Source organism: Bacillus sp. FSL M7-1345 (genome assembly GCF_038006985.1).
GTDB lineage: Bacteria > Bacillota > Bacilli > Bacillales > Bacillaceae_G > Bacillus_A > Bacillus_A cereus_U.
In genome coordinates, this window is the sequence record NZ_JBBOWG010000001.1 from 3499424 (window position 1) to 3513621 (window position 14198).

Genomic DNA, 14198 nt, shown 5'->3' on the forward strand with positions numbered 1-14198 from the left:
CTCCGCTACATTAACATTGTTGGATTAAAATCAATTGAGATTTGTAGCTCTTTTTGCATTTCTGCTTGATAATGTTCATTTACCATTTTGAGCACGTTCTTTAAGTTTGGTTCCCGTTTGTATTTTATCATGCATTGGTAACGATATCTATCTTTTATCCTTGGAATTGCTGAAGCAACCGGCCCTAACACCATTGTTTGCCTTGAACAATGCGTTCGTAAATGACCGACAATTTTTTCCGTCACTTGGACTGCCTTTAATAATTCCGGATGAGATACAGTTACAAGTACAACGTAGTAATATGGCGGATATTGTCTCATTTGCCTCATTTGCATTTCGTGCTCATAAAATACATCATATTGTTGATTCTTTGCTAATTCTACACTGTAATGTTCCGGCGTATACGTTTGAATTACAACTTCCCCTGGCAATTCATGTCTTCCTGCACGTCCACTCACTTGTGTCAATAGCTGATACGTCTTTTCACTCGCCCGAAAATCAGGTAGATGAAGCATCGTATCCGCCGTTAAAACGCCAACAAGCGTCACCTTCGGAAAATCAAGCCCTTTTGCAATCATTTGTGTTCCAAGTAATATATCTGCTTTCTCTTCACCAAACGCCTTTAATAATTTTTCATGCATTCCTTTACGGCTTGTTGTATCCACATCCATTCGAATGACCCGCGCCTCAGGGAATAGTTTTGTGATTTCTTCTTCAACCTTTTGCGTCCCTGTACCAAAGAAACGAATATACGTACTATTACAAGCAGGACACTCCGTTGGCATATTTTCCTCATGACTACAATAATGACATTTTAAACGATGGTTCATTTTGTGATATGTCAACGAAATATCACAATGCGGACATTGTACGACATACCCACAATCACGGCACATCACAAACGTAGAATGCCCCCTTCTATTTAAAAAGAGAACCATTTGTTCTTTCTTTTCTAATCGATCTGCTATTTTTTCATGCAGTGCCTTTGAAAACATTGAGCGATTTCCATCACGAAGCTCTTCACGCATATCAACAATTTCTACAGTCGGCAAAGCTTGTTTGTTCATACGTTTTTCCATTGTAAGCAACCCATAGACACCTTTTTTCGCTCTAGCAAACGATTCAAGTGTCGGCGTTGCACTTCCGAGAACGATTGGACACTTATGGTATTGTCCTCTCCACACTGCTACATCTCTCGCATGATACTTCGGGTTATCTTCTTGCTTATAACTCGATTCATGTTCCTCATCAATAATAATGATTCCTAAATTTTCAAAGGGAGCAAAAATAGCTGAACGCGCACCAACTACCACTTTCACTTCTTTTCTTAAAATTTTGCGCCATTCATCATACTTTTCTCCAACAGAAAGCGCACTGTGAAGAACTGCAACTTGCGAACCGAACCTACCTTTAAAGCGATCTACCATCTGGGGCGTTAGCGCAATTTCAGGAACAAGCACAATTGCTTCTTTTCCTTTCTCAAGCACCGCTGCTATAGATTGTAAATACACTTCAGTCTTACCACTTCCTGTAACACCATATAGTAAAAATGGATTGTAAGTTTCATTTGTAATTGATGACAAAATCGGTGTAATTACTTGTTTTTGTTCCTCAGTAAGCGGAAATGGTTTCGTTTGTTCAAAATCATCATCGTCATACGGATTCCGGTATACTTCTACATACTTTTCTGAGATTAGACCCTTTTTAACAAGTGATTTTATTGGAGCATCTGTTATTTGTAATTCTTCTGTTAAATTTTTCAACGGTACACTTCTGTAGTTTTCTACAAAATAATAGAGTACATCTTGTTGTTTTTTACTTTTCAGTTCAAATGCTGCTAATTCCAATTTATCTGCCGGCAACTCCGGTTGAACTACTCTTTGTTTCTTCTTCTGCACTTTATCCTTTACTTGATAAACCACTTCAGTCGTACCATTTTTAATTTCTTGTTGAATAGTGCGATATAGGTGCGGCTGCGCTTCGATAGCTTCCCAATCTATCGTTTCCTTCCCTTGAAATAAAGAAAGAATTTCTGGCACTACTTCTTCTTGGTTACGAAGTTGCAGACGCTTTTTATATGTTGCTTTTATCGCCGTCGGAAGCATCACCTGAAAGGCTGATATCATATAACATAACGTTTCATTTGTAAGCCAATACCCAAGCTTTAATAATTCATCATTTAAAACCGGAGTGACATCTAATATTTCATACAACGCTTTTAACTTTTTACTTTCTAGATCAACCGAATCCTTTATGCCAATAATAAAACCTTGCAATTTCCTCGGACCGAATGGGACTACTACACGCATTCCTGTTTGCACGATATCTTCCCATTTTTCAGGGATAATATAATCAAACGGTCGATCTGTTTGACGTGCAGGTACATCAACAATTACACTTGCAAACTTCATACATGATCATCTTCTAACATCATTTCTATTTGCTTTAATATTTCACGAGCCACTTCTTTCTTCGTTAAAAGTGGCAGCTCAATAATTTCTCCATCTTTTCTATACATTGTCACAATATTTGTATCTGTACCAAAGCCAGCTCCTTGCGCCTTCACGTCATTCGCAACAATCATATTTGCATTTTTCTCACGTAATTTTCTCGTTGCGTATTCCTCTATGTTTGTCGTTTCAGCTGCAAAACCGATAAGTAACTGTTGGTCCTTTTTCTCACCTAACGTTTTTAAAATATCCACTGTTCTTTCTAATTCAATTACAGCATCGCCATTTTTCTTTTTCATTTTATTATCATGCACATATTTTGGGCGGTAATCTGCAACTGCTGCTGTTTTGATGACAACATCCACATTCTGATAATGTTGAAGGACTGCCTCTAACATATCTTGTGCAGATTCTACTTGTATTCTTGTTACATGTAATGGTGACTCTAATGCTGTCGGTCCTGACACAAGTATGACATCAGCACCTAAGCCTGCTGCAACTTCTGCGATCGCATACCCCATCTTTCCAGAAGAAAAATTCGTCATAAAACGAACCGGATCAATCTTTTCACGTGTCGGTCCAGCTGTTATTAATATTCGCTTTCCTTGCAATGGTTTTTGTTCTGAGAAAGCCTCTTCTAGCCGTCCAATAATCGCTTCAGGTTCTTCCAGTCTTCCTTTTGCTACATAACCACATGCTAAAAAACCTTCCCCAGGCTCAATAAATGTATATCCTAATGTTTTTAACGTCATCATGTTTTTTTGAACAATTTTATTTTCATACATATGCACATTCATAGCCGGTGCAATCCACACTGGAGCTGTAGTAGCTAACAAAGTAGTTGTAATCATATCATCAGCAATACCGCCAGCTAACTTTCCAATGCAATTAGCTGTAGCCGGTGCAACAAGTACAACATCTGCCCAATCCGCTAAATCAATATGAGCGATAACAGCCGAGTCTCTCTCATCAAACGTATCCGTATATACATCATGGCGAGAAAGTGCTTGAAATGTAAGAGGCGTAACAAACTTCATTGCCGACTCACTCATCATTACTTTTACAAGAGCGCCAGCTTGTGTTAATTTACTTGTTAACGCAGCCGCTTTAAAAACTGCAATGCCTCCTGTTACACATAGAAGTATCTTTTTCCCTTTTAGCATATGACTCGTCCTCTTTCTTTTTCAAACTTATTCTACTGAAATAGAATTTTCAGCTCGTCAGTACCAGTATTTCGTTCCGTCTTTTTCGATTCCTTTTCATCCCTATCGTAAAAAAATAACAACCTACTTGTAAATAGGTTGTTACCGTTACATAGAAAATTATAAAGTCTATGTTTTAATTTGTCGAAAAGAATGTCTTAATCGATTATTTTGTCATCGCATGGTACATATTTTAATACTTCTGCATCGATTTCTTCTAATGATTTACCTACACATTTATGAGAAACAGGCTTTTCAATAACACAATTGTCAGCAATTTGCATTTCACGTGCACGCTTTGCAGCTACTGTTACAAGTGTATATTTAGAATCGATTTTTGTTAATAATGAGTCAATTGATGGATTTAACATAATTATAGACCCTCCGTCATTTCTTTATAGTATTTTGCCACTCTTTCGCGGCGGCAATGTTCACCAACCACAATTGCTTTAATTCGGTCGCAAGCTAATTCAACTTGATCGTTTTCTACAACATAGTCATAAGCGTCCATCATTTCGATTTCTTCTTTCGCTACAGTTAAACGATTTTCAATAACATCTTCAGTTTCTGTACCACGGCCGACAATTCGGTTCTTTAGTTCAGATAAACTTGGAGGTGCTAAGAAAATAAATACACCTTCAGGGAAAGCTTTCTTAACTTGAATTGCTCCTTGTACTTCAATTTCTAAGAACACATCTTTTCCTTCTTGTAACGTTTTTTCAACATAATCAATCGGTGTTCCGTAATAATTACCAACGAACTCAGCCCATTCAAGTAACTTTTCATTACGAATCATTTCTTCAAATTCTTCTCTCTCTTTAAAGAAATAATCCACACCATCTACTTCACCTTCACGCGGTTTACGTGTCGTTACTGAAATAGAGTACTGAAAACGTGTGTCTTCATGGCTAAACAGCTCTTTTCGAACCGTTCCTTTCCCGACACCAGAAGGTCCCGAAAGAACGATGAGCAATCCTCTTCTACTTCTCATAAATATGTAAAACCTACCCTTCCTCACTTAAATCTTCTTTATTATTCAAACGATGTGCAATCGTCTCTGGCTGAATTGGACTTAATACTACATGCCCATCATCCATAACAATAACCGCCCTTGTTTTTCTCCCATACGTAGCATCAAGCAAAGCATTATGTTCACGCGCTTCCTGTACTGTTCGTTTAATAGGAGCTGACTCCGGACTTACAATAGCAATAATTCGATGAGCAGATACAATATTTCCGTATCCAATATTTAAAAACCGCATGGCCATAGTTTGCGCCTCCTAGTAAGTCTATCCGATTTCTCCACCACGTATAACTTTATATATTTTTTGAAAGCTACTCAATATTTTGTACTTGTTCACGAATTTTTTCAAGGTTATTTTTCATTTCTACGACATATTTTGAAATTGTTAAGTCATTTGCCTTAGAACCTATCGTATTTACTTCCCTATGCATCTCTTGCACAATGAAGTCCATTTTCCTTCCAACAGGCTCTGTAATTTGCAGTGCTTCACGAAATTGATCTAAATGACTCTGTAATCGAACTAATTCTTCGTGAATATCTGAACGCTCTGCAAATATTGCTATTTCTGTCAACAATCGTTGTTCATCTAAATCTTGATTATGTAATTCTTTTAAGCGATTTTCTAATCGTTCACGATATTTTTGTGTGACAATTGGTGCATGTGGAATAATTGCATTTACACAATTATGAATCTCTTGCAAACGATATGCTATATCTTTATGTAATCGTTCTCCTTCGCCATCTCTCATCGTTTTCAACATATGAGCAGCTTGGCGAACAGCCTCATATAAACCGGTTTCAAATTGTTCATTTACATTTTCTATTTCTTCAACTGCCGTTACTTCTGGCATTCTCATTAGTTGCCCAAGTGTAATAGAATCTTGTAATTGAAATTTCCCTTTTATATTTTCCATAATGGATTGGTACTGTTCAAGAAGTTCCCAATTCACAGTTAATTTTCTTTCAACAAGCCCTTCACCTGTTATACTAATAGACACTTCAATACGTCCACGGCGAACTTGCTTTGCAATTATTTTACGAATCTTGTCTTCAAACACCATCATTTGCTTCGGAAGCCGAATACTCATTTCTAAAAAACGATGGTTCACCGACTTCATTTCTACTGTTATTTGAAAAGTATCGTTTTCTACCTTCGATCTTCCAAATCCTGTCATACTACAAATCATCTTTATCACATCCAAGCCATGAAATAACTCAATGAAAAAGGTAATAGAGATGCAACTCTACTACCTTCTGTAAATTATATCATATTTTCATATCATTGACTATTTCAAGTTTAATCCCTTCTTATATAACAGTGGCTTTTTCTTTTTTTCCTTTTTTCTTGTTAATAAGGATCCTACTAATAAGAAGGTAGGAATAGATGATAATCCCCCAATTAACAACCAATCTCGTGCTTGTATCGGCATTGTGCTAAAAATCGGCTGTAATGGTGGATAATATATAACTACAAGCATTAACAGTAAAGAAATAATAACCGCCCCTACTAAATATATATTTCCAAACGGGTTGCGGTGAAATATAGAATGTTCACTACGACAATCAAATACATGAATAAGCTGAGCCAGTACTAATGTTGCGAAGGCTACCGTTTGTGCATACTTCAATTCATTCGGATGCTGGTTAAATGCAATAATAAACGCTACTAATGTCACTGCTCCGATTAGAAAACCACGACTTATAATTTTCCACGCAAGCCCTCTAGCGAACACCCCTTCTTTCGGATGGCGTGGTGTTCTCTTCATCACATCTCCTTCAGCCTTATCCAAACCTAATGCCATCGCTGGTAAACCGTCAGTAACTAAGTTCACCCATAAAATTTGAATTGGAACCATCGGCAATGGCAGTGCCAGTAACATCGCAAATAACATAACTAAAATTTCACCAACGTTAGATGCTAACAAATACCGAATAAACTTCCGAATATTTTCATATATGTTTCTACCTTCTTTAATCGCCGATTTAATCGTAGCAAAGTTATCATCTAACAACACAAGTGAAGAAGCTTCTTTTGCAACATCTGTCCCTGTAATTCCCATCGCAATCCCTATATCAGCTGTTTTAATAGCTGGAGCATCGTTCACTCCATCACCTGTCATAGCTACTATATGCCCCTTATTTTGCAGCGCCTTAACGATTTTCAATTTATGCTCAGGAGACACACGAGCGAATACATACGTATCTTCTACAATATCTTCTAATGCCTCTACATCCATATTCGCAAGTTCTACACCTTCAACAACGCGTCCACCCGCTGGTAAAACCCCTAACTGTTCCGCAATTGCCATTGCTGTCACTTTATGATCTCCCGTAATCATTACCGTTCTAATACCAGCTTCCTTACACTCTTTCACCGCTTGCGCCACTTCTGGTCTTGGCGGATCTATCATTCCTTGTATTCCAACAAGCATAAAATCCTGTTCGACTTCTCTTTCGTGTTCAATTGAATCTGTAGCTTTTAACGGTTTAAATGCCACCGCAATCGTTCGTAAAGCCTGACTTCCTAAACTATGAATCGCTGCCTGCACTTCTTTTCGATACATTTCACTTAAAGGCTGCTGCTTATTTCCCCACAAAATTGTTTGACTCATTTGCAAAAGAACATCTGGCGCTCCTTTTGTAATAACAAATTTTTTACCTTCACGATCACGAACGATAACGCTCATCATTTTTCTAGTTGAATCAAAAGGAAATTCACGAATGACTTCAAACTTTCCTTTAAGAGCTTCACGTGATATTCCCGCCTTCATTGCAGCCGCAACGAGAGCTCCCTCTGTTGGATCTCCATCTAACACATACGTCTTTTTCTTTTGAATAACATTCGCATTATTACATAAACAGCCAAATGTAAGTAGTTGATACAATGATTTCGTCTTAGTAGGGTCAATTACTTCTTCACCTTTCATAAACGAACCCGTTGGCTCATAGCCTTGACCTGTTACTTTCCACAATTCTCCGCCTGACCACATATGCGTTACCATCATTTTATTTTGTGTCATTGTTCCTGTTTTATCTGAGCAAATAACAGAAGCACAGCCTAACGTTTCTACAGCTGGTAACTTTCGCACAATTGCCCTCTTTTTAATCATACGCTGTACACCAAGTGATAGCGCAACCGTAACGATAGCTGGTAATCCTTCTGGAATAGCTGCAACAGCAAGCGAAACCCCAGCCAAAAACATGTGATACACTTCATTCCCTTGATATACACCAGCTAATACAACAAGAGCTGTCAAAATAAGAGCAACAATAATCAAAATTTTCCCAAGCTGTTCTAATCTTCTTTGTAATGGCGTTTCCATTTGTACAGCATTTTGCAACATATTTGCAATTTGCCCCATAGCTGTATTCATTCCAGTCGCTACGACTACTCCTGTTCCAGCACCTCTCGTTATCATCGTCCCCATAAATGCCATGTTTTTTTGATCACCAATTGAAACATCTTGGCCTTGTAACGCCTCTACCTTCTTTTGTACAGGCAATGACTCTCCTGTAAGAGCCGATTCTTCAATATATAAACTTGAAGATTCCACAAGGCGAACATCCGCGCCAATACGGTCACCACTAGAAAACTTAATAATATCACCTAGTACAAGTGCTTTTGACGGCGCTTTTATCCACTTCCCATTTCTTAGTACAGTAACTTGAGGAGCTGCCAATTCTTTTAAAGCTTCCAACGATTTTTCAGCTTTCCTCTCTTGAAAAAAACCGAGGACACCATTGATAATAACAATTGCAACAATTGCAATCGAATCAATATACTCTCCTAAAAAAGCTGAAATAATTGTAGCACCAAATAAAACAAGTACCATAAAATCTTTAAATTGCGCTAAAAACACCATAAGCGCAGAAGGCCGCTTTGCTTCTTGCAATTCATTTGTACCAAATTTCTTTAATCGGCCCTCTGCTTCTTGCTCTGTAAGACCTACCTCCACATTCGTATTCGTTCTTTCCTCCACTTCATGTGCTCGCATTTCATACCAATTCATCCTGCCATCGACCTCCTGATTCCAGACATACTCTAATGAAAGCTTATTCAGCCTCGTCCAAAAAAATGCTATAATTAACTTTTAGTTAGAAAGGAGTGTTCATTCATGGCATTCGATGGATTATTTACAAGAGCAATTACACATGAAATTGCAAATTCTCTTCAAACAGGAAGAATTTCAAAAATATATCAACCCTCAAAATATGAAGTTTTATTACATATTCGAGCAAACGGAAAAAATCAAAAGCTGATTCTTTCATCTCACCCTACATATGCGCGTATGCACTTAACAAATCAAAACTACGATTCACCAGCGCTACCGCCGATGTTTTGTATGCTTCTTCGCAAGCATTTAGAAGGTGGATTTATTGAAAAAATTGAACAAATTGACTTAGAACGTATTATTCAAATTACAGTCCGCAGTCGTAATGAAATCGGTGACGAATCAGTAAAAACATTAGTAATCGAAATAATGGGACGACACAGTAATATTATCTTAGTAGATACGAAAACAAATGTTATTTTAGATAGCTTAAAACACGTTTCTTTAGCGGTAAACCGACATCGTACTGTATATGCTGGAGCTGAATATGTTGCCCCACCAGCACAACATAAAGTTAATCCGCTTCTTATCGAAACAGAAGATGATTTCATTAAACCGCTCGACTTTTTATCTGGCAACATGGACAAACAACTTGTCGGAGCATTCATGGGAATTTCCCCATTATTTGCAAAAGAAGTTGTAAAAAAAGCAGGTATGGCAAATGAAAAAGCATTATCTGAAGCTTTCTTCAGCTTGCAAAAACCATTGCTAACACATCAGTACGTGCCAGCAATGATAACAGCAAATGGAAAAGAGTTCTTTTACCTATTCCCTCTTTCTCACTTACAAGGAAATGAAAAAACATTTTCATCTGTTAGTGTATTATTAGATCGTTTCTTCTTTGGTAAAGCAGAGCGCGATCGTGTAAAACAACAAGCTCACGATTTAGAACGATTTATGCAAAATGAGAAGTCAAAAAATGAAAAGAAACTAATTAAACTGGAAAAAACATTACAAGATGCCGGAAAAGCAGATAAATATCAACTATTTGGAGAGCTACTTACAGCCAATATGTACGCCTTGAAAAAGGGTGATAAAGAGATTGAAGTCGTTAACTATTACGACGAAAATGGTGGGACTGTAAAAATCACATTAAATCCTTTAAAAACACCATCTGAAAATGCACAACGCTATTTCCAAAAGTACCAAAAAGCGAAAAATTCAGTTGCTATTGTAGAAGAACAAATCGTAAAAACAAATGAAGAAATTCTTTATTTTGATAGCTTACTTCAACAAATGGAGGCTGCTTCTTCAAAAGATATTGAAGAGATTCGTGAAGAACTGGCCGAAGAAGGTTATGTGCGCAATCGTAAGAAGAAAAATGCAAAGAAAAAACCGACAAAACCAGTATTGGACAAATATTTAGCTAGTGATGGTACAGAAATTTTCGTCGGTAAAAACAATAAGCAAAATGATTATTTAACAACGAAATTCTCCCGTCGCGATGAAATTTGGTTACATACGAAAGACATACCTGGGTCCCACGTTGTCATTCGTTCTCTTGAACCTACGGAAGAGACTTTACATGAGGCCGCTAAAATCGCTGCTTATTACAGTAAAGCAAAAGATTCTAGCTCTGTTCCTGTGGATTTCACAAAGGTACGCCATGTCAAAAAACCGAGCGGTGCAAAACTTGGATTTGTTACATATGACAATCAACAAACATTATATGTAACACCAGATGCTGATACAGTAATGAAATTAAAAGCGTAAATACTTAAAAATGCGTTGCTAGCAAGCAACGCATTTTTCTATGTTTTCAGCTTAGTTCATATACCCATTCACTAATTCATAACATCTTTCTTTTGTCATCTTATATTTTTCATCTGCAGCTTTGATATATCTCATCGTTCCATTATTTTCATCTGTAGCAATTGCTTTAACTTTACTTTCCTAACTTCAATATTGTCAAAAAATTTGACAGTGCTATTTCATATTTGTATAAATTTTTTGACAGTGTGTAAAGAAAGTGAATCTTGAGTTGATGTTTTTTTCATTCTCCCAACTGCTAATTGAAGTAATCTGTATTTCACGAGCAGCCCACCGCCCACAAATAATGGGCTAAATTTCTTATCTTCTCTAAAACATATGTAATTCCCACTATCTTTTCTCTAAAGATATTTTTTGGCACGCTATTTGCTTTATTCAATACTGTGAAAAGGGGGCATTAACATGACTTTAAGAATTAATAAAATCCAAAATCAACTAAAAAACTATGAAATTGACGGATTACTTATTACAAAAAAAGAAAATCGCCAATATGCAACAGGCTTTACAGGTAGTGCTGGCGTCGTCTTAATCTCTGCGGATAACGCTGTTTTTATAACTGATTTTCGCTATGTAGATCAAGCAAAATCACAAATAAAAGACGCTGAAATTATTATGCATACAGGAAATTTAGAGAAAGAAGTTGCAAATCAAGTATCGAAATTAAACATTCAAAAACTTGGAATTGAAGAAAATAACATGACATTGCAACAATATAAAAACTTACAAAAATACATACATGCGGAAATCGTTCAGGTGTGCGAAATCATCGAAGATATTCGTATTATTAAAGACACACCCGAAATAGAAACAATGAAAATTGCCGCTACTATTGCTGACGAAGCTTTCCAACACATTCTCAGCTTTCTAAAACCGGGAATAAGCGAAACTGAAGTCCGAGATGAATTAGAATTTTTCATGCGAAAAAAAGGAGCTACGTCCTCATCGTTTCAAATCATTGTAGCTTCTGGTGTTCGTTCTTCTCTTCCTCATGGCGTTGCATCAAATAAAATCATTGAACGAGGCGATATGATTACATTAGATTTCGGTGCGCTTTATAACGGATATTGTTCCGATTTAACACGTACTGTAGCAATCGGCGAACCATCAGAAGAATTCAAAAAAATATATAATGTTGTATTAGAAGCATTGAAGCGTGGAACTGAAGCCATTAAACCTGGAGAAACTGCGAAAAGTATCGATGATATAACGAGAGATTACATTACAGAACATGGATACGGTCAATACTTTGGCCACTCTACCGGGCACGGTCTCGGGTTAGAAATACATGAACCGCTTCGCCTATCCCAAGAAAGTAAGGCAACTTTACAAGAAGGTATGGTTGTTACAGTTGAGCCGGGTATTTACATACCAAACTGGGGCGGTTGTAGAATTGAAGACGATATCGTCATTACAAAAGAAGGCTATGAGGTTATTACAAAGGCAAATCGGGAACTAATTGTCATTCCCTGTTAAAAATCATGAACTTTTAAACAGGAGTTTTTTCTTTACACATAGAATTCCTTCTCTGGAGTAATTGTTTAAAGAGGGGGAATTTTAATTGAACTTTGTAATCGATAAGATAGATGGTTTACAGCTTGAATTTTCAAAACTTGTTTCCATGATGAATTACGCTCGCTATACAACAATGCAGGCTGCCGAAGGCTTAACAATTGAAGAACTTGATTATTTGTATGATGATGAAGCAAACTCAATTGGTATGCTTTTGTACCATATGGCTGCTATTGAATTTTACTACCAAATTCATACCTTTGAAGATCGTGAACCAACAGATGCTGAATTAGAACACTGGTTACCTGCTGTTGAGTTAGGAAATCTTGGACGCGAGAAAATAAAAGGCAACTCAATAGAATTTTACATCAATACATTACAAGAAGTGCGCTCTAAAACGATTGAAATATTTCAATCGTTACCTGATGAATGGCTATTTAAAACGACAGATTTTTGGCATGACAAACCAGCAAATAACTACTTTAAATGGTTTCACGTATTTGAAGATGAAATCAATCATCGCGGACAAATTCGTTTAATTAAAAAGATGCAAAAAGCTCATGCAGTGAAATAAGAAAGTGCCACCGAATAAGGTGGCATTTTCTTTTATTCATTTACAGTACATGAAATTTCACTTTTTTCTTTTTCCTATACTCACATACTTTCACTGCTTTCATACAATAAACTACACGAACGCCTAAAGGATGTGAATGTTATGGGAGTTGAATTAACGCTTTTACATGCTCTCTATGTTCTTTGTTTACTGACTATCATTACCTTCTTTATTCTTCGAAAAGATACAACGATCATTTGTATCTTTTTTATCTTTTTGTTAGCACTTACCGCAACAAGTTCTATCCCTCTTGCCATTAGCGGTATTTTTCAAAGTTTCATTTACGCCATTACTGAATTATTACCAACTATATTAATCATCTCCATTATCGTATCAATGAGCAATCTACTCGTTCATACCGGCATAAATGATACGATGATTTCACCGTTTACAAAGATGATTCGTACCCCTACCCTCGCCTACTGGATTATCGGTCTTTTAATGATGACAATTTCTTTCTTCTTTTGGCCCTCTCCTGCTGTCGCCTTAATGGGAGCTATTTTATTACCAGTCGCTGTACGCGTCGGCCTTCCTCCGATTGGAGTCGCAATTGCTATGAACTTATTTGGACACGGCATCGCCTTATCTGGCGACTTCGTTATTCAAGGTGCTCCGAAATTAACAGCGGACGCTGCTGGTCTCCCTGTTTCCAGTGTCGTATCTGCAAGTGTTCCCCTCGTTATTGTTATGGGCGTTGTTACAACTTCTGTCGCTTTTTTCTTCTTACGAAAAGAATTTCATACAGGATTATCGTTGCAAAATTCCTCTTCATCAACTGAACCATCTAAAACTACTATTTTTTTATCTCCTCGCATAAAGAAATGGCTCGCTATATGTATCCCTATCGTATATATCATTGATATCCTTTGTATGATGCAGTTTAAACTACAAGGAAGCGATGCTACAGCGCTTATCGGCGGAACGACTGTTATTATGATCATTATCATTTCTCTCATCGCCTACAAAGGAAATGGTCTAAATAAAACGACCGATTATTTTATAACAGGGCTCCAATTTGGATTTAAAATTTTTGGTCCAGTTATTCCGATTGCTGCACTTTTTTATTTAGGAGATAGTGGCTTTGTAAAAATTATTGGGGACTATTTACCGAAAGGTTCACATGGAATCATAAATGACTTAGGAATCGCATTATCTCAAACGGTTCCTTTAAATCAATATGTATCAGCTGGGACATTAACTATCGTTGGTGTTATAACAGGCTTGGATGGATCTGGTTTTTCAGGTATATCACTCGCTGGTTCAATTGCCAATCTTTTCGGAACAGCACTTGGCCATGGAACAGCCACCCTAACAGCACTCGGGCAAATTGCAGCTATATGGACCGGGGGCGGAACCTTAATTCCTTGGGCGCTTATTCCTGCCGCTGCTATTTGTAAAGTAGATCCATTTGAACTTGCACGCCGCAATTTTTTACCAGTTGGGATTGGTTTAATTGTCACCACGATTGTTGCGATGTTTATCCTATAACGTAAGCAAATATTCTCTTGCTTACGTTTT

The 14198-nt window shown here is 37.2% G+C and carries 11 protein-coding genes and 1 pseudogene; 4 read left to right on the plus strand and 8 right to left on the minus strand.

Annotation, left to right across the window (positions count from 1 at the left end):
• Positions 1 to 5 precede the first annotated feature (5 nt).
• The 7 genes from priA to MHB76_RS18190 form a co-directional block, all read right to left on the minus strand.
• Positions 6 to 2411, minus strand: a complete 2406-nt coding sequence (gene priA / locus MHB76_RS18160; RefSeq protein ID WP_340987316.1) for a primosomal protein N' — start codon at positions 2409 to 2411, stop codon at positions 6 to 8.
• On the minus strand, positions 2408 to 3613 hold the full coding sequence (gene coaBC / locus MHB76_RS18165; RefSeq protein WP_002160721.1) for a bifunctional phosphopantothenoylcysteine decarboxylase/phosphopantothenate--cysteine ligase CoaBC: 1206 nt from the start codon (positions 3611 to 3613) through the stop codon (positions 2408 to 2410). Before coaBC ends, priA begins: the two co-directional genes overlap by 4 nt.
• A 197-nt stretch (positions 3614 to 3810) precedes the next feature.
• Positions 3811 to 4023, minus strand: coding sequence for a DNA-directed RNA polymerase subunit omega (gene rpoZ / locus MHB76_RS18170; RefSeq protein ID WP_002111403.1), 213 nt, complete (start codon positions 4021 to 4023; stop codon positions 3811 to 3813).
• Between the two features lie 2 nt (positions 4024 to 4025).
• Complete coding sequence (gmk, locus tag MHB76_RS18175; RefSeq protein ID WP_001257739.1) at positions 4026 to 4643, minus strand: guanylate kinase; 618 nt, start codon at positions 4641 to 4643, stop codon at positions 4026 to 4028.
• Positions 4644 to 4656: 13 nt separating this feature from the next.
• Positions 4657 to 4920 carry an extracellular matrix/biofilm regulator RemA gene (gene remA, locus MHB76_RS18180; RefSeq protein ID WP_001251456.1) on the minus strand — a complete coding sequence of 88 codons (264 nt, stop codon included), beginning with the start codon at positions 4918 to 4920 and terminating at the stop codon, positions 4657 to 4659.
• A gap of 67 nt (positions 4921 to 4987) precedes the next feature.
• A complete protein-coding gene (locus tag MHB76_RS18185; RefSeq protein ID WP_002160720.1) occupies positions 4988 to 5863 on the minus strand; it encodes a YicC/YloC family endoribonuclease in 876 nt (291 codons plus the stop codon).
• Positions 5864 to 5962: 99 nt separating this feature from the next.
• Positions 5963 to 8686, minus strand: a complete 2724-nt coding sequence (locus MHB76_RS18190; protein WP_078172929.1) for a calcium-translocating P-type ATPase, SERCA-type — start codon at positions 8684 to 8686, stop codon at positions 5963 to 5965.
• Between the two features lie 105 nt (positions 8687 to 8791).
• On the opposite strand from MHB76_RS18190, the gene MHB76_RS18195 reads away from it, so the two are divergent.
• On the plus strand, positions 8792 to 10501 hold the full coding sequence (locus MHB76_RS18195; protein ID WP_002160718.1) for an Rqc2 family fibronectin-binding protein: 1710 nt from the start codon (positions 8792 to 8794) through the stop codon (positions 10499 to 10501).
• A 51-nt stretch (positions 10502 to 10552) separates the two neighbouring features.
• On the opposite strand, the pseudogene MHB76_RS18200 reads toward MHB76_RS18195, so the two are convergent.
• Positions 10553 to 10681: pseudogene (locus MHB76_RS18200) on the minus strand (lysozyme inhibitor LprI family protein); the annotation flags it as partial.
• 279 nt (positions 10682 to 10960) lie between these two features.
• Here MHB76_RS18200 and MHB76_RS18205 point away from each other — a divergent pair.
• The 3 genes from MHB76_RS18205 (at position 10961) to MHB76_RS18215 (ending at position 14168) form a co-directional block, all read left to right on the plus strand.
• Positions 10961 to 12031, plus strand: coding sequence for a M24 family metallopeptidase (locus tag MHB76_RS18205; RefSeq protein WP_078172928.1), 1071 nt, complete (start codon positions 10961 to 10963; stop codon positions 12029 to 12031).
• A gap of 85 nt (positions 12032 to 12116) precedes the next feature.
• Positions 12117 to 12641, plus strand: coding sequence for a DinB family protein (locus MHB76_RS18210; RefSeq protein ID WP_078172927.1), 525 nt, complete (start codon positions 12117 to 12119; stop codon positions 12639 to 12641).
• 141 nt (positions 12642 to 12782) lie between these two features.
• Positions 12783 to 14168, plus strand: a complete 1386-nt coding sequence (locus MHB76_RS18215; protein WP_078172926.1) for a hypothetical protein — start codon at positions 12783 to 12785, stop codon at positions 14166 to 14168.
• The last annotated feature ends 30 nt before the right edge of the window (positions 14169 to 14198 follow it).

What these genes read in the sequence shown, in the direction of transcription:
- priA (WP_340987316.1), bottom strand. Translation starts at nt 2,411, where the DNA reads ATGAAGTTTGCAAGTGTAATTGTTGATGTACCTGCACGTCAAACAGAT.
- coaBC (WP_002160721.1), bottom strand. Translation starts at nt 3,613, where the DNA reads ATGCTAAAAGGGAAAAAGATACTTCTATGTGTAACAGGAGGCATTGCA.
- rpoZ (WP_002111403.1), bottom strand. Translation starts at nt 4,023, where the DNA reads ATGTTAAATCCATCAATTGACTCATTATTAACAAAAATCGATTCTAAA.
- gmk (WP_001257739.1), bottom strand. Translation starts at nt 4,643, where the DNA reads ATGAGAAGTAGAAGAGGATTGCTCATCGTTCTTTCGGGACCTTCTGGT.
- remA (WP_001251456.1), bottom strand. Translation starts at nt 4,920, where the DNA reads ATGGCCATGCGGTTTTTAAATATTGGATACGGAAATATTGTATCTGCT.
- MHB76_RS18185 (WP_002160720.1), bottom strand. Translation starts at nt 5,863, where the DNA reads ATGATTTGTAGTATGACAGGATTTGGAAGATCGAAGGTAGAAAACGAT.
- MHB76_RS18190 (WP_078172929.1), bottom strand. Translation starts at nt 8,686, where the DNA reads ATGAATTGGTATGAAATGCGAGCACATGAAGTGGAGGAAAGAACGAAT.
- MHB76_RS18195 (WP_002160718.1), top strand. Translation starts at nt 8,792, where the DNA reads ATGGCATTCGATGGATTATTTACAAGAGCAATTACACATGAAATTGCA.
- MHB76_RS18205 (WP_078172928.1), top strand. Translation starts at nt 10,961, where the DNA reads ATGACTTTAAGAATTAATAAAATCCAAAATCAACTAAAAAACTATGAA.
- MHB76_RS18215 (WP_078172926.1), top strand. Translation starts at nt 12,783, where the DNA reads ATGGGAGTTGAATTAACGCTTTTACATGCTCTCTATGTTCTTTGTTTA.